This window comes from Streptomyces sp. NPDC050806 (assembly GCF_055586425.1).
Map to the genome: position 1 here is coordinate 682,215 of NZ_JBVJIF010000004.1, position 23,881 is coordinate 706,095.

The window sequence follows — 23,881 nt, forward strand, 5'->3', positions numbered from 1 at the left end:
GTCACGAGGAGTGTGGTGGAGGCGGGGGAGGGGGTCTCGGCCACGGGGCTCTCTTCGTGGGGACGGGACTTTCCTTGTGGGGAGAGGGAGGGGCCCTGCCAGGGGATCGAGGAACGGCCCCGCCAAGGGATCGAGGAACGGCCCCGCCAAGGAACCGAGGAACGGCCCCGCCAAGGAATCGAAGAGCGGCCCCCCGCCAAGGAACCAATCCAGCAGCGCCCCCGCCCAAGAACCAAGGGAGTATCCAACATGCGAATCAGGATCGTGGGCGCCGGCGTGATGGGCCGCGGCATCGCCCAGTGGGCCGCCACCGCCGGGCACACCGTCGAGCTGGCCGACATCCGTACGGAGGCGGTCGGCGCGGCCGTCGACTTCGTGCGGGGCATGCTCGACCGGGCCGCCGCCAAGGGCCGGATCACGGAAGGCGAAGCGGCGGACACGCTCGCCCGCATCGTGCCGCTGGACTCCCCCTGGGCGCCCGGTGACGACGTCGAGCTGGTCATCGAGGCGGCCCGGGAGGACCTGGACACCAAGGCCGAGGTCTTCGGCAAGCTGGCCGAGGCACTCCCCGCGTCCACGGTCTTCGCGACCAACACCTCCTCCCTGTCCGTCACCGCGATCGGCGCCACGCTGGCGGATCCGTCGCGCCTGGCGGGCCTGCATTTCTTCAACCCCGTACCGTTGATGAGGATCGTGGAGGTGGTGCCGGGCGCGGCGACCCGGCCGGAGATCCCGGAGCTGCTCACCGGGCTGGTGACCGGCACCGGCCACCGTGCCGTGGTGGTCGCCGACACCCCCGGGTTCCTCGTCAACCACGCCGGGCGCGGCCTGGCCACCGAGGCGCTGGCGCTGCTGGAGGAGAACGTCGCCGACGTGCCCGGCATCGACCGTGTCGCGCGGGACGTGCTCGGCCTGAAGATGGGCCCGTTCGAGCTGATGGACCTCACCGGGCTCGACGTGACCGCCGCGGTCATCGACACGATCTGGCACGGCTTCCGCCACTCCGACCGGCTCCGCCCGTCCTTCCTCACCCCCAACCGGGTGACCGCGGGGCTGCACGGCCGCAAGACGGGCCGGGGCTGGTACGCGTACGGCCCCGAGGACCCGACGCCGGCCGCCGTCCCCGAACCGCCCGTCACCGGCGACGCCAAGCGGCCCGTACGGGTGGCGGGCACGGGCCCCGGCACGGAGGCGCTGCGCTCGGCGCTCGCCGCGTCCGGAGCGGTGCTCGACGAGGCCGAACGCCCGGGCGACGACTCGCTGGTCCTGGTCGCCACCTGGGGCACGACGGTCGCCGAAGCGGTGGCGGGGCTGGGCCTGCCCCCGGCCCGCACCCTGGGCGTCGACCCGCTGTCCCTCGCCACCCGGCGCCGGGTGCTGGCCGCCACGCCGGCCACCGACCCGGAGGTGGCGGGCGACGCCCGTGCGGTCCTCGCGGCGGCGGGCGGCGACGCGGAACCGTACGCGGTGACCGTCGTACGGGACGCCGCGGGTTCCGTGGCGCAGCGGCTGCTCGCCTCGATCGTGTCGGTCGCGGCGTCCATCGCGGAGCGCGGCCTCGCGGCACCGGCCGACATCGACCTCGCCGTCACCACCGGTCTGGGCTATCCGCACGGGCCGCTGGCCTGGGGCGACACCATCGGCGCTCCCCGGCTGCTCGCGCTTCAGCAGGCGCTGCACCGCACGACGGGCGATCCGCGGTACCGCCCCACCCGCTGGCTCACCGAGCGCGCCCAGCTGGGGATGTCCCTCACCGACCCGGGCAACAGCCCGTTCCCGCAGGCCGGCTGAGCCTGCCGCAGGCCCGGAGCCTGCCTCCGACCCGGCCGCGGCGCACCGCTGATCATGCCCTGACTGCCCGGTGCGCCGCGGCCGCGCACGCCACGGCGCACCCAGCACCCAGCACTCATTGTCATGCACTCGCCACTCAACTCCCGTCAATGTCCCGCAGAGAGCACCTGACCAGCAAGGACAAGACCCGCCCCGGGTTCCTCTTTCCCCGCCCGGCCGTTGTACTGGCGCCATGGACAACGACTGGTACGTGGACGACCGTTGCACCGACTGCGATGTCGCGAGGCAGCTCGCGCCCGGCCTGATCGACCGGGTCGGCCGGCGGTCCAAGGTGGTACGCCAGCCGCGCGACGCGGCGGAGGACCGGGCGGTGCACGCCGCCGCCTTCGCCTGCCCGACCCGCTCCGTACGCCCCGCCTCCGGGCGCCTCGATCCCGCGCTCGACCCGTTCCCGCTGGCCCTCGACGCGGCCGTCTCGCTCTGCGGCCACAACTCGCGGCAGACCGCCGGCGCCAACTCCTACCTGGTACGCCGCCCGGCGGGAAACCTCGTGCTGGTGGACACCCCGCGCTGGAGCGAGGTGCTCGCCGCGAAGTACGCGGCGCTCGGCCCGGTCACCGACGTCCTGCTCACCCACCGGGACCACGCGGCACACGGCCGCCAGTACGCGGATTACTTCGGCGCCCGGCTCTGGATCCACGAGGGTGACCTGGACGCGGCGCCCGACGCCGACCGGGTGCTGCGCGGCACGGAGCGCGTGGAGATCGGCCCGGGGCTGGTCGCGCACCCGCTGCCCGGCCACACGCGGGGCAGCGTGCTGTACGTCGCCGACGAGCGGTACTGCTTCAGCGGGGACAGCTTCTACTGGTCCCGCACGACGGGAGACGTCGAGGTGGCCGAGAGCGTCACCTGGTACTCCATCGAGGAGCTGGCCGCCTCCCTGGCACGTACCGCGGGGCAGCTGCGCTTCGAGTGGCTGCTGCCCGGCCACGGCGACCGCAAGCACCTGCCGGCGGACCGGATGGCGGAGCGGCTGCGCGGCCTTGTGGCGCGTACGCGGCGACTGACGCCCCGGCCGGTCGACTTCACCGCGATGCGCTGGTGACACCGGCCGCGCACGCGGCCCCTCCCCCTCGTGAGACGTCCTGACCGACTTTCGTCGTGCGGGACCGTTGCGCGATCACGGTGCGGTGACCAATCATGACCGGCGAGTGATCTTCAGGTCCCGCTGAACGGAGGGTGCCGATGGCTGTCGGGGACGACAGCGCGGCCGTCGAGCTGCGCGGCGTCACGATGACGTACCAGGGCGCCGAGGGCGACTACACGGCCGTACGGGAGGTGGATCTGACGGTGGCGCCGGGGCGGTTCGTCTCGGTGGTCGGGCCCACGGGGTGCGGCAAGTCCACGGTGCTCAACGCGGTGGCCGGGCTGCGCGAGCCGTCCGCCGGGCAGGTCCGTATCGGCGGCGAACCGCTGCACGGCCTGAACCGCGGGGCCGGATACATGTTCCAGCAGGACGCCCTGCTGCCCTGGAAGACCGTCGTGCAGAACGTGGCGTTCGGCCTCGAACTGTCCGGCGTGGACAAGGCCGAACGCCTGGCGCGGGCCCACGAGTGGGTCCGCCGCGTGGGCCTGACCGGCTTCGAGAACGCCTACCCGCACCAGCTCTCCGGCGGCATGCGCAAACGCACCGCCGTCGCCCAGACCTGGATCGGCGATCCGGACATCCTGCTGATGGACGAGCCGTTCGGCGCGCTGGACGTGCAGACCCGGCAGGTCATGGAGAACGAGCTGCTGGCGCTGTGGACCGACAGCGGCAAGACGGTCCTCTTCGTCACCCACGACCTGGAGGAGGCGGTGTCGCTGTCGGACGAGGTGGTGCTGCTGTCGGCCGGTCCCGGCAGCGGCGTCGTCGGCCGGTACCCGGTCGACCTGCCCCGGCCGCGCGACCTTCTCGACATCAGGACCACGCCGCGCTTCACCGAGCTGTACGGCGCGATCTGGGCGGACTTGAGGAACGAGGTGATGAGGACCTATGAGCGCGCTTCCCACGGGACCGCGGGCGCCGGAGCTGTCCAGGACGCCGGCTGACGCCACGTCGCCACGGCCTGCCGGGCCCCCGCGCCGCCGCCGGACCGGCCCGTCCCGGCCCGCCGTGCTCGCGGCCCAGCTCGGCCTGGCCGTCCTGCTCGTCGCGGGCTGGGAGCTGGGCGCCCGTACCGGCGTCGTGGACCCGTTCTTCTTCAGCTCCCCCGCCGCCGTGGCCGGCCGCATCGGCAAGTGGCTGGGCAGCGGCGAGATCTACGGGCATCTGCTCACCACACTGCTGGAGGCGGCGCTCGCGCTGGTCATCGGCGGCGTACTGGGCCTGGGCATCGGCTTCCTGCTGGCCCGCGCCCGCACCCTGGCCGCCGTCCTCGACCCGTACATCAAGGTGCTCAACGCGCTGCCGCGGGTCGTCCTGGCACCGATCTTCCTGCTCTGGTTCGGGCTCGGCATCTGGTCGAAGGTCGCCTTCGGCGTGACGCTGGTCTTCTTCATCGTCTTCTTCAACACCTACCAGGGCGTACGGGAAGTGGACCGGGTACTGGTCGACAACGCCCGGATGCTGGGCGCGAAGGAGAGCCAGCTGATCCGGCACGTGCTGCTGCCCAGCGCCATGTCGTGGATCTTCTCCAGCCTGCACACCAGCGTCGGCTTCGCGATCGTCGGCGCGGTGGTCGGCGAGTACCTCGGCGCGTCCGAAGGCATGGGCTACCTGATCGCGCAGGCGGAGGGGACGTTCGACACGACCGGGGTGTTCGCCGGGATGGTCGTGCTCTCCGCCGTGGTCGTCGTCATCGACCTCCTCGTCAACCGCGTCGAACGCCGTCTGCTGCGCTGGCAGCCCGCCCGCGAGCGCGGCCACGCCTGACCCGTCCCCCTTCCTCCAGGAGAGTTCATGGCGCACCATCCCGCCCGTCGCCCCCTGCGCAGCGCCGTGGCCGCGGCTGCCTGCCTCGCCACGCTCGCGGCCGTCTCGGGCTGCTCGTCCGGTGGCGGGGGCGACGCGGTCCGCATCGGCGTCGGCGGCCAGCCGCTGCTGGTCTACCTGCCCACCACGCTCGCCCAGCAGCTGGGCTACTACAAGGAGGCGGGCGTCCAGGTACGGCTGGAGGACCTGCAGGGCGGTTCGAAGGCGCTGCAGGCGATGCAGGGCGGCAGTGTGGACGTGGTGAGCGGCTACTACGACCACACGATCCAGATGCAGGCCAAGCACCGGGACGTGGTCTCGTTCGTCAACATGCTGCGCTACCCCTCGCTGGTGCTGGCCGTCTCCCCCGGGGCGAGCAAGAAGATCGACTCGGTCGAGGACCTCAAGGGCGCGAAGGTCGGCGTGACCGCGCCCGGTTCGTCGACCGACTTCTTCCTCAAGAAGCTGCTCACCGACCACGGCATGAAGGCCGACGCGGCGAGCGTGCAGGGAATCGGGGGCGACTCCACGGCGGTCGCGGCGATGGAGCAGGGCCGGGTGGACGCGGCCGTCATGCTCGACCCGGCGGTCTCCCAGCTCCAGAAGCGGGTGGGCGCGGAGAAGGTGAAGCTGCTCACCGACACGCGTACCGAGAAGGGCGTCCAGGAGGACTTCGGGGTCTCGACCTACCCCGCCGCCGTCCTCTACTCCGACCGCGACTGGCTGGAGGACCATCCCGACCAGGCCGGCAAGCTGGCGAAGGCGGTCCTCAAGGCGCTGAAGTACATCGACACCCACTCCGCCAAGGAGATCGCGGCGAAGATGCCGCGCCAGTACGCCGGTGACGATCCTGCGGTCTACGAGAAGGCCATCGCGCAGGCGAAGGACGCGTACGCCAAGGACGGCCGGATCCGGGCCGACGGCGCGGCGGCGGTGCACAAGGTGCTGTCCGCCTTCACGCCGGAGATCGCGAAGGCGGACGTCGACCTGGAGAAGACCTACACGAACGCGTATGTGAAGTAGGGCGGTCCGGGGTGCTCCCGTACGAGGGCACCCCGGCCTCCGGTCAGTCCTGCGCCGCCGCGTCCTGCAGCTCGCGCACCTTGGCGAGGAAGTCGCCGATGAACGGGTCACCGATCTTGACCGCGCCGTGCGGGCGGGTCTCCTCCGGGTCGGAGGTGATCCTGCCTGCGGCGCTCGCGTCGGCGTCCATGGCGGCACGTTCCTTCGCGGCCCCCGCCGTGTCGCCGTCCTGCACGGCGGTCAGCGCGGCGAGGCCGTGCCGCATCGCCGAGCCCCACAGCGCCGTGGCGTCCAGCCAGCGGTCGGCGTCGTGCAGGAACAGCTCGTCGGACACCCCGGAGCGGATCACCCGCGGCGCACGGGCGATGCCGTCGACCGTCGGGCGCAGCTTCGCCACCGCCGCCTCCGGGTCGCTGTCGTACGCCTTCCAGAACGCCGCCAGCCGGGCGCTGAGCACCGGGGCCTGCGGCTGCCACGGCGTCGGCGTGGAGCCGGGCGCGAGGTGGTTGAGGTCGACGAAGGTCTGTACGGCGTCGGCGGTCCCCGGGTCGCCGCCCGCGAGGTGCAGCGCGGACTGCCGGGCCGAGCGCCGCACGTCGTAACCGCGGTCGTTCCAGGCGAAGTCGGCGATGGTGAAGACGGCGAGCTTGCTGGCCGCCTCCTGGTTCATCGGGTTGGAGACGACGCCGCTGAGGTGGTCGGAGAGGCCGGCCTCGCGCTTGTCGTACGGGGCGAGCAGCAGCCGGCCCGCGGTCTTGTCGAAGTCGTTGACCGGGTAGTTGTCCCAGACGAAGACCTTGCGGCCGAACAGCTCGGCTGCCTTGGCGGCCTGGTCGTTGGTGATCTCCGACGGCACCACCTCGGTGCCGGTCCACATCACCTCGATGTCCTTGTCGAGCGCCGAGCGGAGCTTCTGCTTGTACGCGGTGTCGGTCAGGTCGCCGTACTCGGTCGGCACCATCTGGAGCGGGTTGGTGCCCTCGTGGGTGGCGATGAAGGCGCGCTGGACCTCGTTGAGCAGGCCGACCTGGGCCTCGGCGGCGGGCTCGCGGCCCGGCGCGCCGAACTTCTTCTCGTCCCCCGCGCAGTTCCACTTCGTGTAGCTGATGTCGTCCAGCGGCACGGAGAAGGAGCGGACGCCCAGGCCGTACAGCGACTCCAGCTTGGCGATGAGCGCCTTGACGTCGGCCGGGTCGGAGTAGCAGATGGAGTTGCCGGGCGAGACGGCGAAGGTGAAGCGGACGTGGTGGGCGGTCGCGCGCTGCACCAGGGCGCCCAGCTCGTCGAGCTTGTCGGCGGGGTAGGGATCACGCCACTTCTCGCGGTGGTACGGGTCGTCCTTGGGCGCGTAGACGTAGGTGTTGGACTTGACCTCGCCGAGGAAGTCCATCTGGTCCAGGCGCTCTTCATGGGTCCACGGGGAGCCGTAGAAGCCCTCGATGGAGCCGCGCAGCGGCATGGCCGGGAAGTCGGAGACCGAGGCGCCGGCGATCCGGCCCTCGGCGATCAGGCCGCGCAGGGTCTGCACGGCGTAGTACTGGCCGGCGGCGTCGGTGCCGCCTAGGGCGACGGTGGCCTGCCGCGACCGGTGGTCGGCGACGCGCAGCGCGTACCCCTCGGCGTGGTCCGGTACGTCGGTGCCGCGCAGCGCCGCCGCGACGTCCGCGCGTGCGGCCGGGCCGAGCAGCACGGTGAGTGCGGCGTGGCGGTCGGCACGGGTGCTGACATCGATGTCATGCACGCCGTGCGCGCGCAGTGTCTTGAGGAGCAGCCGGCGCGCGGCCTCGTCGGTGTCCTTCCCGACGACGACCTGGACGCGGCCGCCGAGCGGGACGTCGGCCGAGACCCGGGTCATGTGCTGCGGGGTCGGCGAGATCACCGGGAGCGGCCGCTCGTGGCCGGCTTCCGGTGCCGCGCCGCCCGGTGGCGCGGCACCGAGCGTGGCGGCGGCGAGCAGCACGGCGAGCGAGCCGGTGAGCGATCTGGCGAAGACGGTCACGTGGCCTCCGGAGGTGTGGCGGACTGCGAGTGCGCGGCCGGTCCATGAAGGGAAGCGGAGCCGGTGCCTGGAACCGTCCGCAAGCCTCCGACATGCGGGAACGGACGTCAATGCCGCCTCGCCGGTCGGGACTTGGACTTTTCTGCGCCCGTTTCGTCCTGGTGCACACGCACCACATCCGCATGTACGGTGCATCCGCTCCACGGTCGAGCCCACCGAACGGCGAGGAGGACGCATGCGCACCCGTCCACGTACCGGCAAGCTCCTGACCCGCCCCTGGACCCTGCCGGTACTGGCCGCCGCCGCGGTGGCCGCCGGGCTGCTGACCACCGTGCCGTACGGAACCACGGGCGGCGGGCGCGGGGACGGCGACGCCTCGGCCGGGCCCGCCGCCGGGCGCCTCGCGGCGGCCGGGGCACCGCAGGGCAAGGCGCGGCCCGACGCCCGGCACGTGGTGCTCGCGGTGCACGGCGGCGCCGGCACCGCGCTGCAGCGCGACGAGACCTCGCCCGAGCGGGAGAAGGCGTACCGGGACGGCCTCGCGGACGCGGTACGGGCGGGCAAGAAGGTGCTGGACCGGGGCGGCGACAGCGTCTCGGCGGTCGAGGCCGCGGTCCGGTCGCTGGAGGACAACCCGCTGTTCAACGCGGGCAAGGGCGCCGTCTTCACCGCGGACGCCGGGCACGAACTGGACGCGTCGGTCATGCGCGGCTCGGACCTGGCGGCGGGCGCGGTCGCCGGGGTGCGCCACGTCCGCAATCCGATCTCCGCCGCCCGCCTGGTCATGGAGAAGTCGCCGCACGTGCTGCTGGCGGGCGAGGGCGCCGACGACTTCGCGGCCCGCAACGGCCTGGCGACGGTGACGCAGGACTACTACTGGACGCAGGCCCGCTGGGACGCCCTGATGGCGGCCAAGAAGAAGGCCGGCGGGGACCATTCGGCCGCCGGCGCCCGCTCCTCGGCGGCCCTCGCGGACGAGCAGGCGAAGGGCACCGTGGGCGCGGTCGCGCGGGACGGTCGGCGCAACCTGGCCGCCGCCACCTCCACCGGCGGAATGACCAACAAGATGTCCGGGCGGATCGGCGACTCCCCCGTGGTCGGCGCCGGTACGTACGCCAAGAACGGCACCGTCGCGGCCAGCGCCACCGGCGACGGCGAGATCTTCCTCCGCGGCGCCGCGACAGCGACGATCTCGAACCTCATGGAGTTCGGCGGCAAGGACGTGGCAGCGGCGGCGTACGAAGTGCTGGTGAAGCGGCTGCCGAAGCTCGGGGGCGACGGCGGGGTGATCGCGCTCGACGGCAAGGGCACCTTCGACGCGCCGCACAGCAGCGAGGGCATGCTGCACGCCTACCTCACCGAGGACGGCACGATCGTGACGAAGATCTTCCCGGACGAGACCCCGCCGAACACCTGATCCGTCCGGGTACGGCAGGAAAGACCTGGTCGCACGGCGCGTGTGAGGTCCATAGGATCAATGGCATGTCCGACACGCCGCACTTCCGTCCGTCCGGCCGCCGGGAGCCGACCGCATGACCGCGCCGCACCGCGACGCCTGGCTCGACGTCACCTCCGGCGTCGCCGGGGACATGCTGCTCGGCGCGCTCATCGACGCCGGAGCCGCGCCGGAGGCCGTGCAGCACGCGATCGACGCGGTGATCCCCGGCGCCGTACGGCTGACCCGGTCGGCCGTCACCCGCGCCGGGCTGCGCGCCACCAGGGTCTGCGTCGAACCGCTCGCCGAGGACCATCCGCACCGGACCTGGCGCGCCATCAGGGGCCGGATCGAGGAGGCCGGGCTGCCGGGCCGGGTCGGCGACCGTGCGCTGGCGGTCTTCGGGCGGCTCGCGACGGCGGAGGCCCGCGTGCACGGCGTACCGGTCGAGGAGGTGCACTTCCACGAGGTCGGCGCCTGGGACTCGATAGCGGACGTGGTCGGGGTCTGTGCCGCGCTGCACGAACTGGACATCGACGGGATCACCGCGAGCCCGGCCGCCCTGGGCTCCGGCCGGGTCCGCACTGCCCACGGCGACCTGCCGGTGCCGGTGCCCGCCGTGCTCGAACTGGCGGCGGGCTGGGAGGTGGTGGGCGGCGGCGCCGGCGAGCTGGCCACGCCGACCGGCATGGCGCTGGTGACCGCGCTGGCCACGGAGTGCGGCGAACTGCCGCGGCTGCGGGCCGAGGCGACCGGGGTGGGCGCGGGCACGCGGGACACCCCGGGCCGCCCGAACGTGGTACGCGTGGTGATCGGTACCCCCGCGGCCGCGGCGGCCGGCACGGACGAGGAGACGTCCGCCACCGTCCTGGAGGCCAACGTCGACGACCTGGACCCGCGCCTGTGGCCCGGCGTCCTCGCCTCACTGCTGGCGGCCGGCGCCTCGGACGCCTGGCTGGTACCGATCCTCATGAAGAAGGGCCGCCCTGCGCACACGCTGCGGGTACTGGCCCCACGACAGCGGGCGGACGCGCTGCGCGACCTGATCTTCCGCGAGACCAGCACCATCGGGGTGCGCGAGTCGGCCGTACGGAAGACCGCGCTGCAACGCACGTGGGTACGCGTCACCGTGGCGGACGGCGCCGAGCTGCCGGTCAAGGTCGCGCACCGCGGCGGAGTGATCGTCCGGGCCACCCCCGAGTTCGACGACGTGGCCACCCTCGCCGCCGACCGCGGCCTCCCCGCGGCCACCCTCCTTGACGCCGCGGTCGCGGCAGCCGTATCAGCCGGCCTGGTACCGGGCGCGACGCTGCCCGGCGGGGCCTGATGCGTTGCCAACGGCCGCCACGGGGCGGGCGGGGCTTCGGCGGCACGGTTCAGGGCGCGGCGGGAAACGGTGCCGCGATCTGGGCTGCCAGGTGGCCCGCGCCGTAGCCGTTGTCGATGTTGACCACGGCGACGCCCGGGGCGCAGGCGTTGAGCATGGCCAGCAGCGGGGCGAGGCCGCCGAAGGCGGCACCGTACCCGACGGAGGTGGGCACGGCGACGACCGGCGCCGCGACCAGCCCGGCCACCACGCTGGGCAGCGCGCCGTCCATGCCCGCGACCACGACCACGGCCCGCGCGGAACGCAGCAGGTCGAGCTTGCCGAGGACCCGGTGCAGCCCGGCGACGCCCACGTCCGCCACGAATTCGGTCTGCCGGCCGAGGTACACGGCGGTGAGCAGGGCTTCCCGGGCCACGGGGAGGTCGGAGGTACCGGCGCAGACCACGGTCACCTTGCCGCCGGTCGCGGTCGGCGGCCCCGGTGGCCAGGCGAGCAACCGGGCCTCCGTGTCGTGGCGTGCGTCGGGGAGTTCGGCGAGCACCGCCTTGGCGTGCGTGTCGTCGGCCCGGGTGAAGAGGGTGACCGGTATGTCGGGGCCCATGTCCCCGGCTCCGGCGTACCGTTCGCGCACCGCGGCCGCGATGGCGGCGACCTGACCGGCCGTCTTGCCCTCGCAGTAGACCGCCTCGGGATATCCACGCCGCGCGGCCCGGTCATGATCCAGCTCGGCGAACCCGGCGAGGCTCGTCGCCCCGCTCATCGCCGCCTCGGGCCCCGGCGCGTTCTCAGACATCACGGCCGCCTCCCGTCATGCCCACCAGCGGCAGGGTGAACACGCCGGACTGGATACCCGCCAGGTCGATCGCGACCATGCGGAAGCCTGCCGTCCGTACGGCGCTCAGTACCGCCTCGCGCAGCTCGTCGGAGGCGGCCCGGGCGATCTCCGCGACCGGCAGCTCGACCCGCGCCACCTCTCCGTGGTGCCGTACCCGGCAGTCGCTGAACCCCAGTCCCCGCAGCGCCTTCTCGGCCCGTTCTATCTGCCCGAGCTTGGCGGGCGAGACCTCTTCGAAGTGCGGGATGCGGGAGGCCAGGCAGGGCGCGGCGGGTTTGTCGGCGCAGGGCAGCCGGAGCGCGCGGGCGAGGCGGCGTACGGCGGCCTTGTCCAGGCCCGCTTCGGCGAGCGGCCGCAGCACCCGGTGCTCGGTGGCGGCGCGGCTGCCGGGCCGGTCCGGGCGGCGGGCATCGTCGGCGTTCTCCCCGTACGCGACCGCCGCGAGGCCGTGCTCGGCGGCGACCTCGTCCGAGATCCTGGTGAACAGCTCGTCCTTGCAGTGGAAGCAGCGGTCCGGCCCGTTGGCGCGGTAGGCCGCCGACTCCCCTTCGTACGTGGTGACTTCGACGACCCGCGCGCCGATGTGGGCGGCCACCCGGTGGGCCCCGGCCCGCTCGTCCGCGGCGAGGCTGGGCGAGACGCCGAGGACCGCGACGACCCGCTCGGCACCGAGCGCCCGTACGGCGAGCGCCAGCAGCAGCGAGGAGTCGACGCCGCCGGAGAAGGCGACGCCGAGCGGGGCGGCGTCGCGCAGCAGCGCGGCGACCGCGTCGGCCGCTTCGGCGTCCGCGCCGGTGAGCTCCGGGAGCTGAGCGAAGGTCATGTACCGCTCCTCATTTCGTGCGCAGCCGGTGGAGGATCTCGCCCGCGTGCGGCACGACCAGGGTCTCCGGGTCGGCGGCGAAGGCCGCGGGGTCGATGTCCGCCGGGTCGAGGTGGTTCAGGTTCGCGGCGCGTACGACGTCCTCGGGGATGCCGGTGGCGAGCGTGACGGTGACCCGGCACCGTTCCTCCCCGGCCTCCGCGTCGTACGTGCCCGCGCCGCGCAGGTGCGTGGAGTGGGCCAGCACGCCCCAGTGCAGGTCCTTGAAGCGGTCCCACTGCTTGGTGAAGTAGTCCCGGCAGTGGTAGCCGATGTCGCCGATCTCCGGGTGCATGGCGGAGAGCTGCGTGATGTGCGGCGCGTAGAGGATGACCTCGCCGCCGTCCGCGACGACCGGCTCCAGCTTGTAGAAGCCCTTGGCCGCGGTCCAGATGTCCTCGTACTTCTCCGGCATGACCGACAGGACGCGCTTCACGGGCGCGTCCAGGTAACGGATGTGGGTCTCGGCGGAGACCTCGGCCGCCGCTGCCCAGGCCGCCTCCGGTGTGCCGTACGCGAGGGAGTGCAGCGCGTCCGTCCCCGACTGCGCGACGGCGCAGAGGGCGAGGCGGCGGCCGGGGATGAGGGCCGCGGCCTCGTCGATGAGCGCGCGTACGGGCGTGATGCCGCGGGTGCCGATGATCTCCACGCTGCTGATCAGGGCGCCCAGCCAGTGCGAGAGGTCGATGATGTCGGCGCCCGCGACGCCGGGGAAGAAGTACTTGTTGCCACCGGAGAAGCCGACGACCTCGTGCGGGAAGACGGGGCCGAGCACGAGGGTGACGTCGTGGTCGACGACCGCGCGGTTCAGGCGGACGTCGACGGCGTGGTGCAGCAGCCCGCCGGACAGCTCGCCGACCCGGTCGGCGGAGAGGGTGCCGAGCGAGACGAAGGTGTCGGGGTCCCACCACTCGTGGTTCCGTACGGTCATGCCCGGATAGCGCGCGGCGAGCCCGCCCTCCTGGTAGCCCAGATGCTCCGCCAGCCGGGCTTCGTCCATGGCGGCGTGGGTGCCGAGCGCGATCAGCACGGTCAGCCGGCTCACCCGCCCGGCGAGCGCGCCGTGCACGGCGGAGAGCAGCAGCGGCAGCGGACAGCTCCGCGTCCCGTCGGGCACCACGACGCAGACACTCCGCCCGCCCAGGTCCGCCCCGTCGAGCGCCCGGGTGACGAACTCCGTGACCTGCGCGTCGTCGAGGACCACCCCGGGCCCGCCGATGCACAGGGCATCGCCCGGTGCCGCCCCGCCGTCGTCCGCCGGATGCACGTACTCGTTCATGACGGAACGATCTCCGAGCGCGGGCCCCGGACGCAAGAGGCAGGGCGCTGCTCCGCACCCCACTCGGCACACGCCATTGCGGTGGTGGCCCACCCGCAGCGCGAGGAGTTCAGCTCCCCCGCTTGACCCGACCCCGCACGGCCAGAGCCGCGAAGCCGAGGAGGACCGGCTCGGAGAAGCGGGAGGCCATCTCGATGTAGGTACCCGCGGTCGTGAGGTCCTGGCCGCTGGAGCGGAACACCACCGAGTTGAGGGTGACGGTCAGCGCCTTCTCCAGCCGCTCGCCGGTGAACCGGCGGCCGGTCGGGTTCTTCGGATCGTCCTTGTCGATCTTGAAGGTGACCCTGCCGCCGCCCGCGGGAACCGTGCCGGTGGCGCTCTGCGCAGGGGACGCGTCGGGCAGGCCGTATCCCATCATGAGCAGGATCGTGAGGAACATGGCTACGGAGAGCCACCCCAGTGCGCGGGCCGCGCGAAGCCCGTAGCCGGACAGCAGCCAGTACGCCTGGAGCAGCCACCGTTCCGTGGTGCGCCAGCCACGGCTGTGCCGGCGCATCTCCATCTCGCCGTAGTAGAAGTCGGCGGCCCCTGGTTCGTCCTTCCCGTCTTCGAGGGCCTTTCGCAGATTCCGGTACAGGATTTCGACGGTCGCCGCACCGGGGGTGGTACCGGATTCCTCCGCCACGACCGAGGAAAGCCATCCCGGCCGGCCGCGCCGAGGTCCACGCCGGGCACGCCAGAGCCCTTCCTCCGCGAGGACCTTGCGCCGGGTCCAGCGGAACGGCCACGCGTTGCCCGGGCCCGTTGGGGATGGCGGCTGAGCGAAGCGGCACTCGCCCTCGATGTGGATCTGGTCCAGGTGCCGGGCGCGAGAGAAGGAACAGCGCCGGAGGTCGACCTCGTGCAGGAACAGCATGACGGCGTCGACGCGTGCGAGGGAGACAATGGCGGCCATACCGAAGCCGCCCGCTTCGGCGCGGGACTCCGCAGCCGGCCTGGATGCCACGGTGAGGGGCTGGAGGAGGACGGCGCCGTCGAGCTCCACCGCTGTCGAAGAGGCTTCCAGCACAGCCGGCTCTTCGAGCCGTACGTCCGTGTACGTGATGCGGCGAGCGGAGGCCGTCACTTCACTCGGCGCGCGGAAATTGGCACGCACCATTTCCAAGTGATCGGCCCCGGATATGGGCCCGATGACCACGTGTTCAAGGAATGTCGCATGCGCGAAGGACATGAACCCGGACACTTCGGAGTGGAGGAGGTACAGCGCGCCCTCGAAGGTGACGTGTTCGAACTCGACGGAGTCGGCAAAGGAGAGTCCCTGAAAATACGACTCGCCCCGGAACCGCGCCCCGCCGAACTGCGCGTAACCGTCGAACCTTGCTCCCACGACACCGATGCCGTGCGAGAAATCCGCGTCCCAGAACTGCACCCCGCCCTCGAAAGCCGCCTCGTGGAAGACGACGGACCCCTCGCCCTCGAAGACCGAGTGGGCAAAGCTCGCTCCCGCACGGAACACCGAGCGGCTGAAATCGACGGACCCGTCGAACCGCGCCCCGTCGAATTTCGCTTCGCTGCGGAACTCGACGCCCCGCAGGGGCGTGAAACCCGAGAACCGTGCTTCGGTGAAGTCGGCGGTACCAAAAACGGGCTTGCCGTCGGTGGGGGCCTTGACGGCATCGAGAATGCGCCCGAGCAGTGATGCGTCGAAGGTGACGCCGCGGAAATCCACGTCCGCCGCCGCGGACAACGTCGCCAGGAAATCGAGGAGTTCCGGCTGCTCCAGGTGGGCGACGCAGCGGCTGTACCGTTCCGCCTTGCGGCCGCGGCAGCCTGTCGCGTCGGCTTGCGTGGCTCCTGCCGCGCAATGATCCCACTCCGGCATCGCTGATTCCATGCGCCGATCCCATCACAACGCGCACCGGCGCCCGCGAGCCCCCGGAACGCGAGAACAGGCCCGCGAGGTCTCGCAGGCCTGTCGCGCGCTCGTCGGGACCGCGGTCGGGCCGACTAGTCCGGCGGAGTAGGCGTGTCCGCGCTGCGGTACATCGCCTGGAGGTCCAGCTCCAGCTTGACCGTGGGGCCGACGACGGCGATGCCGCGGGCGAGCATGTTGCGCCAGTTGAGGGTGTAGTCCTCGCGGTGCAGCTCGGTCTTGGCCAGGGCGGCGCAGCGCAGTTCCTCGCCGTAGCCGCCGTTGACGGCGCCGAGGTAGGTGGTGTCCAGGTTGACGGTGCGGCTGACGCCGTGCATCTCCAGGACGCCCTGCACGACCCACTTCTGGCCGCCCTTGTGGATGAAGCGGGTGGAGGCGAAGTGCAGGTACGGGTAGTTCTCGACGTCCAGGAAGTCCGCCGAGCGCAGGTGGCCGTCCCGGGTGTTGTTGCCGGTGTTGATGCTCGCCGCCTCGATGCGTACCTCGATGCGCGAGTCGGCCATGTCGGGGGCCACCCGGATGCCGCCCTGGAAGCGGGTGAACCGGCCGTGCACGTTGGCCATGCCGACGTGCTTGGCGATGAACCGGATCGCGGTGTGCGGCGGGTCGAAGAGCCAGGTGCCGGGCTGCGGCAGCTCGGGCGGCTCGGAGGAGTCCAGGCGGATCGACGAGAGGGGCAGGGTCTCGCCTTCCCTGACGTCGATGGTCTGCCGGTTCGGCTGCAGTCCGTCGGCGGAGACCAGGACGCTGTACCGGCCGACGGGCAGCGTCACGAAGAACAGACCGTACGGGTCGGTCGTCAGCTTCGCCACCACCTGCCCGCCGTGTGCCGAGGTGACGGTGACCTCGGCCTGGGGCAGGGGCTCCCCGAGCGGGTCGAGCACCTCACAGTTGAAGGCACCCGCACCCGGGGGGACGGGGTGCAGGAGGCCGGCTCCGCGCGGGCCTCGGGCGGCCCGCTTCCTCCGGAGCAGTGCGATGGGCATGCCATCACCTTTCTACGCGGTGCATGTCAACAAGACCCCTGCGTCGGGGCCGTGGGAGAGGGGGGTGACGGTGACCAGGACCGTCCCTGTGCCCACGATTTCATGCGCCGCCTGCTGCCGCTCACTCACCCCGGGCCACTGACCTGCCCATATTCGGGCGGATCGGCATGAACTGCCGAGCAGGAGAAGCGATTCATCCCATGCATTCCCGGCGTCCGGCGCTCGCGGCACCGCTGTTGATCAGCACACTGAGCGCCGGACCGGAACGTTCACTCCTCGTACACCGTTTCTTTACGCGGCCGGCTCGCCGGAGTCGCGAAGTGCCGCGGTACCGGGCGGCGATGGGACGGCGTCCGGCCCGGCGCCCGCTTCCTGCTCCACATAGCCGTAGACCTCGGGGAGGATGTAGGTGGCCGCGAGGTATCCGGTCAGCGAGAGCAGCGAGACGATCACGGTCGCCAGCGGCACGCCCAGTTCGGTGAAGAGGATCGGGAAGAAGAAGATGGACACGAACGAGGCGAGCTTGACGAAGAGGTAGCCGAAGCCGGAGGCGGTGGCCCTGTACCGGCTCGGCGCGACCATCGAGGCGATCGTCATGCCGTTGGACGCGTCCCAGTAGTGGCCCCACATCAGGCCGGCGGCGGCCAGCGGCACCAGTACGTGCCACTCCAGGTGCAGGAAGAGCGCGGCCAGCAGCAGCGAGACGAACGCCATGCCGTAGCCCACGCGGGCCACCCCGCGATGGCCGATCCTCGGGGTGATCTGCGGGGCGACGAAGCCCGCCACGGTCGCGATGATGTAGATCGCGCCGGTGACGAAGTTGGTGGCGCCGATGCCGGAGACGCCGGTGAGGACGAGGATGACCGGCAGATAGAAGGCGAAGGCGGCGAACTCGGCGCCCTGCATGGCGTTGGAGATCCACGCGAACACACTGGCCTTGCGGCGCACCGGGTCCTGCCAGATGCTCTTCAGGAAGTCACGGGTGCGCGGCCGCTCCATGACGAAGTCCTCGTCCGGCAGCATGTCCAGGTCGTCGTTGAACATCTCCTTCGCGACGGCCTTGGCCTTCTTGAACTTGCCGCGCTGCACCAGCCACAGCGCGGTGTCCGGCACGTCCAGCCGCCCGATGAGCAGCGCGAGGGCCGGCAGCGCGCCGAGGCCGAGGCCGATCCGCCACAGCAGGCCGTGGTCCATGCCGCTGAGGTACATCACGGTGATCACCGCGATGGCGGCGATCTCGCCGAGCCCGAACATGCCCTGCCAGCGGTTGCCCATCACCTCCCGCTTACCCTTGGGCATGGTCTCCATGATGTACGCGTAGCCGGTGGAGATGTCGCTGCCCAGCGGGATGCCGAGCAGGAACCGGACCGCGACCAGCTGCCACATGCTGGTCACGAAGGACTGGCTGAGCGCGAGCACCACGAAGAGCGCCATCGTGATGATGAAGACCTTGCGCCGGCCGATCCGGTCGGCGACCCAGCCCCCGCCCAGCGCGCCGATGAGCGCCCCCAACTGCACCGCGCCGGAGGCGAGTCCGAGCATCGCGGCGCTGGGGTGCAGGTCGTTCTTGACGAACAGCAGCAGGAACGAGATCGCGTACAGGTCCCAGGCCTCGATCAGGATCGTCGAGATCATGAGCCAGCCGGTGCGCCGCCCCGTATCGGTGCCTTGTTTGCTGAGGACGTGCTGTGCTGCCCGGTCGGACAGCTGCCGTATCTCCGCCTGAGTCGGCACGGATTCTCCTGACGTCGGCACGAATGATCCAGGGATGTTCCGCCGTTCCGCCCGTTCTGCCTGGCGAAACGTCGTTCAGGGGGGTGGAATATCGGGGGAAGCTAGCCCTAGCCTCGAAGACGTGTCAACGAGTTCTGCACAGACGGATTCCGGCAGACCCAACGACGGCGCGGGCCCCCGCAAAGTGCTGCGGCTCATCGAGACGCTCTGCCATGCACAGGAGCCGCTGCGCCTCGCCGACCTGGCCGCCGGCGCCGCCGTTTCCAAGCCCACGGCCCACCGCCTGCTGGGCACGCTGGTCGCCGAGGGCTGGGCGGTGGCGCACCCCGGCGGGCGCTACGGCATCGGCCCGACCGCCAGCGGCGTCGGCGCGGCGGTCGCCCGCGGCCGCCGGCACACCACCGTCGAGGCGGTCCTGGTCGAGTTGCAGGACCGGATCGGCCAGACCATCCACGTGGGTCTGCGCAGCGGGGACCGCATCGTCTACACCCACAAGGTCGAGGGCGTGCAGCCGTTCGCGTTCCTCTCCCGGGTCGGCATGCAGCAGCCCCTGCACTCCACCGCGATCGGCAAGTGCATACTCGCCGGGCTCGACGCGGCGGCGCTGGCGGAGCTGGTGGACCGCACCGGCCTGGAGCGGCGTACGGACCGCACCCTCACCACCCTCCACGCGCTCTCCGCCGAACTGGCCGGCGTACGGGAGCGCGGCTACGCCCTGGACGACGAGGAGAACGAACCCAACGTGCGCTGCCTCGCCGCACCCGTCCACACCCCGGACGGCCGCACGGTAGGCGCGGTCAGCGTCTCCACCGTCACCTTCGTCATCGGCCGCGACGAGGTGCTGGCGCTGGCGGACGCGGTACGGGACACGGCGCGGCGGGTGGAGTCGGTGATGGCCTGAGCTCGACGGTACGGAACTGGAGGAGTCGTATGACGGAAGCGGACACGGGCGCCCGGCCCCGCCCCGAGCGCGTCGCGCTGTTCACCTCGTGCATGGGCGACCTGGCGGCGGGCGGTCCGGCCCGCGCCACGGTGGAGGTGCTGGCGGCGATGGGCGTCACGGTGGAACTGCCGCGCGGCCAGACCTGCTGCGGCCAGCCCGCGCTGAACTCCGGGCACCCGGGGGAGGCCGGAGCACTGCTCGACCGCTGGCTGCGGATCTTCGCACCGTACGACGCGGTGGTCACCCCCTCCGGCTCCTGCGCCGCCCACCTCCACCACCACCTCGGCCGGCTCCGCACCCCCACCTCGGAACAGCGCGCGCTCGTCGAACGGACCTATGAGTTCAGCCAGTTCGTGATGGCCTACGGCACGGAGCTGCGCTTCCGGCTGCCCGGCTCGGTCACGTACCACGACTCCTGCCACCTGACACGCACCCTCGGCGAGCGCCGCACACCACGCCAACTGCTCGGCAGAATAGAGGGGTTGGAGGTCAGGGAGATGGCGGGCTGCGACACCTGCTGCGGCTTCGGCGGCACCTTCGCCGCGAAGTTCCCCGAGGTGTCGGTGGCGATGGCCGACACCAAGCTCCGCTCGGCCGCTGCCGAGGGCGCCGACTGGCTGGTCTCGGCCGATCCCGGCTGCCTGCTCCACCTGGAAGGCCGGGCGCGGAAGACCGGGCCGCCGGTCCGCACCCGGCACCTCGCGGAGCTGGCGCGCGACGCGCTCGTCCCGGCGGAGGTGCCCGCATGACCGAGCGACCCCGTGGCGGCGCCGACACGGCCGGGCAGCGCTCCTCCGCTCTCGCCGGCCGTGAGCGCATCCGTCCCGACCGCCCGGAGTGGGCGGCCGGCGAGATCCCTCCGCACCGGCGCCCGCTGCCGCTGATCACCCGGGACGCGCTGACCGTCCGCACCGCCCGCCCCACCCACGACCGCCTCGCCGCGCTGAACGAGGAACGGCACGTCGGCACGTGGACCCCCGAGGTGGCCCGGCTCCGCGAGCAGGGCGCAGCCATCCGCCGCGAGACCCTCACCGACCTGGAGAAGTACCTCCAGCAGCTGACCGGGAGCGTCGAGCGGAACGGCGGCGTGGTGCACCGGGCCGGCACGCCCGCCGAGGCCCGCGCCGTCATCGGGCGGATCGCCCGCGAGAACGGCGTCCGCCTCGCGGTGAAGTCCAAGTCGATGGCCACCGAGGAGATCCACCTCAACTCCCACCTCACCGCGGACGGCGTCGAGGTGGTCGAGACGGACCTGGGCGAGTACATCGTCCAGCTGGCGGACGAGCGGCCCAGCCATATCGTCGGGCCCGCGCTGCACAAGTCCCGGCAGGACGTGGCGGATCTCTTCGGGCAGCTGGCCGGTGACGAGGTCTCAGGAGAGCCGGAGGACCTGGCCTCCTTCGCGCGCACCCGGCTGCGCGCCGACTTCAAGGCCGCGGACATGGGCATCACCGGCGTCAACTTCGCCGCCGCCGACACCGGCACCCTCGCCCTGGTCACCAACGAGGGCAACGTCGACATGGTGACCTCCCAGCCGCGCGTCCACGTGGCCGTGATGACCGTCGAGAAGGTCATCCCGCGCTTCGCCGACCTCGGCGTCCTCATCCCCCTGCTCTGCGACGCGGCCACCAAGCAGCGCGTCTCCGTCTACCAGACGCTGGTCAACGGGCCGCGCCGGGAAGGCGAGACCGACGGGCCCGAGCAGGTGCACCTCGTCATCCTCGACAACGGCCGTACGAAGGCGCTCGGTACGCCCCAGGAAGAGGTGCTCGCCTGCATCCGCTGCGGCAACTGCCAGATCTCCTGTCCTGTGTACCGGACGGTGGGCGGCGGACACCCGTACAGCGCGGTGTACGGCGGTCCGATCGGCGCGGTGCTCAGCCCGCTGATCGGGGACCCCGGCACCGACTCCGACCTGCCGTTCCTCTCCTCGCTCTGCGGTGCCTGCTACGACGCCTGCCCGGTCAAAATCCCGATCCCCGACCTGCTGGTGGACCTCCGCGCGCGGCACGAGAGCGAACGGCCCGCCGGCCGGACGGCCCGCGCGGGCTGGCGGGCCTGGGCGCTGGCCTGGCGTACGAAGGCCGGTTTCCGCGCCACGATGGCGGCGGCCCGGCTGGCCGGCCGGCTGCTCCCCGACCGGCTGGTGGCCCGGCTGCCCGGGCCCGGCCGCGCCTGGGCCGAGGGCCGGGCATTGCCACCGCTGCGGGAGGCGGGCGCCTTCCGCCGCTGGTTCCGGCGGTACGAGGAGAGCAGGCAGGGCGACGGGAGGCAGGGATGAACCAGCAGTCGGCGGAGCTGTTCCGCGACCGGCTGGCGGAGGCCGGCGGACGGGCGGAGCTGACCGCCTCGCACGGCGAGGCGCTGGCGCTGGTCCGGGAGTGGGCGGGCGACCGCCCGGTGCTCGTCGACGACCATCCGGACCTGGCGGGCCTGCAGGTCGCCGGAGAGCGGCCGCGGGACCCGTGGGACGCCGAGGTCGGGGTGACCGGCGTGCTCGGGGCCGCAGCGGACACCGGCACCCTCGCGCTCGGCCCCGCGCCCGGCCGCCCGCGCGGCACGGCGGTACTCCCGGGCACCCATCTCGCGGTCGTACCGCTCTCCCGGCTGCACGCCGATTACGCGGCGCTGATCGCGGCGCTCGGCCGGCTCGACCCCATGCCGTCCGGCCTCCAGCTGGTCACGGGGCCCAGCCGCTCGGGCGACATCGAATCGGCGATGATCCAGGGCATGCACGGGCCGCGCGCGGTGCGGGTGGCGGTCTACCCGGACGTGTGACGGGCCCGGCACCGGCGCCCGTCACGGCCTGCCGAGCGGCCTCCGGTGCTCCCGTACGGGCAGGTACGCGTACAGGAGCACCGGCGCGGCCGGCCCGGCCGGCGGGCGCCGGTCAGCCGGCGTCGCGCGCGGCCTCGGCCTGCTGCCGCAGCAGCTTCTTGTCGGGCTTGCCCGCGTCCGTCAGCGGCAGCGCGTCGACGAAGGTGATGCTCGCCGGCTCGTACATCGCGCCGCGCGCCTCGCGCACCGACGCGCGCAGTTCCTCGGCCTCCAGGCCGCTGTCCGGCGCGGCCACGACCGCGGCGTGCACCTGCTCCATGTTGTCCGCGTCCCGGACGCCGAAGACGGCGCTCTGCAGCACCTTCGGGTGCGAGTTGAGCAGGTCCTCCAGCTCGGTGGTGTACACGTGGCCGCCGACCACCACGATCATGTCCTTGATCCGGTCGACGACGGTGATGTAGTCGTCGGCGTCGACGAAGCCCACGTCACCGGTGTGCAGCCAGCCGTCCTTGAGCACCTCGGCGGTCAGCTCGGGCTGCTTCCAGTAGCCGGTCATCGTGCCGGCCGAGCGGACGCAGATCTCGCCCAGCTCGCCCGCCGGCAGGTCCTTGCCGTCGGTGTCGCGGATGGCCACCTCGACGCCCGGCAGGATCTTGCCGGCCGAACGCAGCCGCTCCAGGTTCTCCGGGTCGTGCTCCTCGGCGGGCAGCACGCTGATGCCGCCGGCCTCGTTCTGGCCGTAGAACTGCACCAGGACCTTGCCGAAGCGGCGGACCGCGTCCGCGATGCGGGCGGGCGAGGACTGGCAGCCGCCGTAGGTGAGGGCGCGCAGGCTGGACAGGTCGCGGCGCCCGGAGTCCGGGTGGTCCATCAGCTGGTAGACCAGCGGCGGGAGCAGGAAGAGATGGGTGATGTTCTCGCGCTCGATGGTGGCGAGCGCCTCGGCCGGCTCGAAGTCGTCGTGCAGGACGACGGTGCCGCCGCTGAGGAACATCACGTCGGCGAGCATGCCGGCGGCGTGCGCGATGGTGGTGCACACCAGCTGCTTGGGCGTGTACCCCTGCTCGGCCTGCTCGGGCATCATCCGGCGCATGCGGTTGAGCTGCCGGAACGTGGTGACGATGCCCTTGGGGTGGCCGGTGGTACCGCCGGTGTGCCGGATGTTGCAGATGTCGTCCGGCCGCGCGGTGCTCTCGAACGGCTCGGCGGTCTGCTCGGCGGCGAGCGCCAGCACGTCCCGGCCGACCTCCCGCTTGGCCTCGCCGAGGGTGAGCACGGTCGGCACGGGCGCGCGCTCGGTCAGCTCGGCGGCGCGGTCGGCCAGCCGCGGGTCGACGATCAGCGCCCGGGTCTCGACGTCGCGCACGATGTTGGCCTGCACGTCGGCGGAGAGCTTGTTGTAGAGGTGGTTGACGCGGCAGCCGACGAGGTTGGCGGCGTAGCGCGCGGCGATGGCCTCGGGGAGGTTGCCGCTGAGCAGCGTGACGGTGGTGCCGCGCTCGACGCCCTGCGCCGATATGGCGTGTGCCATACGGTGTACCAGGTCACAGAACTGACCGGCGGTCAGCCGGCGGTCGCCGTGCACGAGCAGTTCCCGGTCCGGGTCGGCCGCCAGCGCGTCGAGGTTGTCCTCGACGTATGTACGGAACCCGTCCTCCGGCGAACTGCCCTGGCCGTCGTGGGGGGTTGTGGGGGTGGTCTGGGATGCGGCTGCCTCGGCAGGCATGAATCGTCCTCCTGACACCGGCGCGCGCTCGTCCCGGCACCCCGGTGGTGGTACTCCGTTGGTCGGTGGTGCCCAGGGCCGGCACGGCGCATGGCGGCGCACCCGGCACAAGTGAGCTCCCCCGCCCCGGGAATTGGTTGCCCCAGACAACCAATTCCCATGCTAGCGCTCCACCCCTCCCGCCCGCACATCACAAACCACCCGTTCCAGGCACTTGACCGCCTCTTTTCCTTTCTTTTCCTTAGCCGTTCCTTGACTTGACCTTCTCTTCCGTCGT

At 72.3% G+C, this 23,881-nt stretch carries 19 protein-coding genes; 11 read left to right on the plus strand and 8 right to left on the minus strand.

The annotated features are described in order from the left end of the window. Positions 1–249: 249 nt before the first annotated feature. The 5 genes from ACZ6WH_RS15840 to ACZ6WH_RS15860 all read left to right on the plus strand — a co-directional run bounded on the left by ACZ6WH_RS15840 (position 250) and on the right by ACZ6WH_RS15860 (position 5,767). Positions 250–1,791, plus strand: a complete 1,542-nt coding sequence (locus ACZ6WH_RS15840; RefSeq protein WP_469728872.1) for a 3-hydroxyacyl-CoA dehydrogenase — start codon at positions 250–252, stop codon at positions 1,789–1,791. 232 nt (positions 1,792–2,023) lie between these two features. After that, a complete protein-coding gene (locus ACZ6WH_RS15845) occupies positions 2,024–2,896 on the plus strand; it encodes an MBL fold metallo-hydrolase (protein ID WP_469728874.1) in 873 nt (290 codons plus the stop codon). 140 nt (positions 2,897–3,036) lie between these two features. Beyond that, entirely contained in the window at positions 3,037–3,882 is an 846-nt protein-coding gene (locus ACZ6WH_RS15850) for an ABC transporter ATP-binding protein (protein ID WP_469728876.1), read from the plus strand. Then, positions 3,827–4,705: an ABC transporter permease gene (locus ACZ6WH_RS15855; protein WP_469728877.1), complete on the plus strand. Its 879-nt coding sequence runs from the start codon at positions 3,827–3,829 to the stop codon at positions 4,703–4,705. Before ACZ6WH_RS15850 ends, ACZ6WH_RS15855 begins: the two co-directional genes overlap by 56 nt. Positions 4,706–4,732: 27 nt before the next feature. Further along, a complete protein-coding gene (locus ACZ6WH_RS15860) occupies positions 4,733–5,767 on the plus strand; it encodes an ABC transporter substrate-binding protein (protein ID WP_469728878.1) in 1,035 nt (344 codons plus the stop codon). Between the two features lie 43 nt (positions 5,768–5,810). On the opposite strand, the gene ACZ6WH_RS15865 is transcribed toward ACZ6WH_RS15860, so the two are convergent. After that, on the minus strand, positions 5,811–7,766 hold the full coding sequence (locus ACZ6WH_RS15865) for a beta-N-acetylhexosaminidase family protein (protein ID WP_469728880.1): 1,956 nt from the start codon (positions 7,764–7,766) through the stop codon (positions 5,811–5,813). Between the two features lie 235 nt (positions 7,767–8,001). On the opposite strand from ACZ6WH_RS15865, the gene ACZ6WH_RS15870 reads away from it, so the two are divergent. Continuing rightward, complete coding sequence (locus ACZ6WH_RS15870) at positions 8,002–9,183, plus strand: isoaspartyl peptidase/L-asparaginase family protein (RefSeq protein WP_469728881.1); 1,182 nt, start codon at positions 8,002–8,004, stop codon at positions 9,181–9,183. 115 nt (positions 9,184–9,298) lie between these two features. Continuing rightward, the gene (gene larC, locus ACZ6WH_RS15875) at positions 9,299–10,528 is read left to right on the plus strand and encodes a nickel pincer cofactor biosynthesis protein LarC (protein WP_469728883.1); all 1,230 of its coding nucleotides are present in this window, start codon (positions 9,299–9,301) and stop codon (positions 10,526–10,528) included. Between the two features lie 49 nt (positions 10,529–10,577). Here the strand turns inward: larC and larB are convergent, their stop codons facing one another. The 6 genes from larB to ACZ6WH_RS15905 all read right to left on the minus strand — a co-directional run bounded on the left by larB (position 10,578) and on the right by ACZ6WH_RS15905 (position 18,157). Further along, positions 10,578–11,321: a nickel pincer cofactor biosynthesis protein LarB gene (gene larB, locus ACZ6WH_RS15880; RefSeq protein ID WP_469728884.1), complete on the minus strand. Its 744-nt coding sequence runs from the start codon at positions 11,319–11,321 to the stop codon at positions 10,578–10,580. Further along, positions 11,314–12,186, minus strand: a complete 873-nt coding sequence (gene larE / locus ACZ6WH_RS15885) for an ATP-dependent sacrificial sulfur transferase LarE (RefSeq protein ID WP_469728886.1) — start codon at positions 12,184–12,186, stop codon at positions 11,314–11,316. Before larE ends, larB begins: the two co-directional genes overlap by 8 nt. A 10-nt stretch (positions 12,187–12,196) precedes the next feature. Beyond that, positions 12,197–13,504 carry a lactate racemase domain-containing protein gene (locus ACZ6WH_RS15890; protein ID WP_469728888.1) on the minus strand — a complete coding sequence of 436 codons (1,308 nt, stop codon included), beginning with the start codon at positions 13,502–13,504 and terminating at the stop codon, positions 12,197–12,199. Between the two features lie 109 nt (positions 13,505–13,613). Beyond that, positions 13,614–15,398: a pentapeptide repeat-containing protein gene (locus ACZ6WH_RS15895; RefSeq protein ID WP_469728890.1), complete on the minus strand. Its 1,785-nt coding sequence runs from the start codon at positions 15,396–15,398 to the stop codon at positions 13,614–13,616. 113 nt (positions 15,399–15,511) lie between these two features. Further along, positions 15,512–16,423, minus strand: coding sequence for a YceI family protein (locus ACZ6WH_RS15900; protein ID WP_469728891.1), 912 nt, complete (start codon positions 16,421–16,423; stop codon positions 15,512–15,514). 291 nt (positions 16,424–16,714) lie between these two features. After that, positions 16,715–18,157, minus strand: coding sequence for an MFS transporter (locus ACZ6WH_RS15905; protein WP_469728893.1), 1,443 nt, complete (start codon positions 18,155–18,157; stop codon positions 16,715–16,717). 121 nt (positions 18,158–18,278) lie between these two features. Here ACZ6WH_RS15905 and ACZ6WH_RS15910 point away from each other — a divergent pair, with 121 nt between their 5' ends. The 4 genes from ACZ6WH_RS15910 to ACZ6WH_RS15925 are packed head-to-tail and all read left to right on the plus strand — an operon-like array spanning position 18,279 to position 21,878. Then, complete coding sequence (locus ACZ6WH_RS15910; RefSeq protein ID WP_469728895.1) at positions 18,279–19,058, plus strand: IclR family transcriptional regulator; 780 nt, start codon at positions 18,279–18,281, stop codon at positions 19,056–19,058. A gap of 29 nt (positions 19,059–19,087) precedes the next feature. Further along, on the plus strand, positions 19,088–19,849 hold the full coding sequence (locus ACZ6WH_RS15915) for a (Fe-S)-binding protein (RefSeq protein ID WP_469728897.1): 762 nt from the start codon (positions 19,088–19,090) through the stop codon (positions 19,847–19,849). Then, on the plus strand, positions 19,846–21,381 hold the full coding sequence (locus ACZ6WH_RS15920; protein WP_469728899.1) for a lactate utilization protein B: 1,536 nt from the start codon (positions 19,846–19,848) through the stop codon (positions 21,379–21,381). The genes ACZ6WH_RS15915 and ACZ6WH_RS15920 overlap by 4 nt, the downstream gene beginning before the upstream one ends. Further along, positions 21,378–21,878 carry a LutC/YkgG family protein gene (locus tag ACZ6WH_RS15925; protein WP_469728901.1) on the plus strand — a complete coding sequence of 167 codons (501 nt, stop codon included), beginning with the start codon at positions 21,378–21,380 and terminating at the stop codon, positions 21,876–21,878. Before ACZ6WH_RS15920 ends, ACZ6WH_RS15925 begins: the two co-directional genes overlap by 4 nt. A 112-nt stretch (positions 21,879–21,990) precedes the next feature. Here the strand turns inward: ACZ6WH_RS15925 and ACZ6WH_RS15930 are convergent, their stop codons facing one another. Continuing rightward, on the minus strand, positions 21,991–23,604 hold the full coding sequence (locus ACZ6WH_RS15930) for an AMP-binding protein (RefSeq protein ID WP_469728903.1): 1,614 nt from the start codon (positions 23,602–23,604) through the stop codon (positions 21,991–21,993). Positions 23,605–23,881 lie beyond the last annotated feature (277 nt).

Bases quoted from the DNA above. Each gene is read 5' to 3' on its own strand.
- ACZ6WH_RS15840 (WP_469728872.1), top strand. From the start codon at position 250: ATGCGAATCAGGATCGTGGGCGCCGGCGTGATGGGCCGCGGCATCGCC.
- ACZ6WH_RS15845 (WP_469728874.1), top strand. From the start codon at position 2,024: ATGGACAACGACTGGTACGTGGACGACCGTTGCACCGACTGCGATGTC.
- ACZ6WH_RS15850 (WP_469728876.1), top strand. From the start codon at position 3,037: ATGGCTGTCGGGGACGACAGCGCGGCCGTCGAGCTGCGCGGCGTCACG.
- ACZ6WH_RS15855 (WP_469728877.1), top strand. From the start codon at position 3,827: ATGAGCGCGCTTCCCACGGGACCGCGGGCGCCGGAGCTGTCCAGGACG.
- ACZ6WH_RS15860 (WP_469728878.1), top strand. From the start codon at position 4,733: ATGGCGCACCATCCCGCCCGTCGCCCCCTGCGCAGCGCCGTGGCCGCG.
- ACZ6WH_RS15870 (WP_469728881.1), top strand. From the start codon at position 8,002: ATGCGCACCCGTCCACGTACCGGCAAGCTCCTGACCCGCCCCTGGACC.
- larC (WP_469728883.1), top strand. From the start codon at position 9,299: ATGACCGCGCCGCACCGCGACGCCTGGCTCGACGTCACCTCCGGCGTC.
- larB (WP_469728884.1), bottom strand. From the start codon at position 11,321: ATGTCTGAGAACGCGCCGGGGCCCGAGGCGGCGATGAGCGGGGCGACG.
- larE (WP_469728886.1), bottom strand. From the start codon at position 12,186: ATGACCTTCGCTCAGCTCCCGGAGCTCACCGGCGCGGACGCCGAAGCG.
- ACZ6WH_RS15890 (WP_469728888.1), bottom strand. From the start codon at position 13,504: ATGAACGAGTACGTGCATCCGGCGGACGACGGCGGGGCGGCACCGGGC.
- ACZ6WH_RS15895 (WP_469728890.1), bottom strand. From the start codon at position 15,398: ATGGAATCAGCGATGCCGGAGTGGGATCATTGCGCGGCAGGAGCCACG.
- ACZ6WH_RS15900 (WP_469728891.1), bottom strand. From the start codon at position 16,423: ATGCCCATCGCACTGCTCCGGAGGAAGCGGGCCGCCCGAGGCCCGCGC.
- ACZ6WH_RS15915 (WP_469728897.1), top strand. From the start codon at position 19,088: ATGACGGAAGCGGACACGGGCGCCCGGCCCCGCCCCGAGCGCGTCGCG.
- ACZ6WH_RS15920 (WP_469728899.1), top strand. From the start codon at position 19,846: ATGACCGAGCGACCCCGTGGCGGCGCCGACACGGCCGGGCAGCGCTCC.
- ACZ6WH_RS15925 (WP_469728901.1), top strand. From the start codon at position 21,378: ATGAACCAGCAGTCGGCGGAGCTGTTCCGCGACCGGCTGGCGGAGGCC.
- ACZ6WH_RS15930 (WP_469728903.1), bottom strand. From the start codon at position 23,604: ATGCCTGCCGAGGCAGCCGCATCCCAGACCACCCCCACAACCCCCCAC.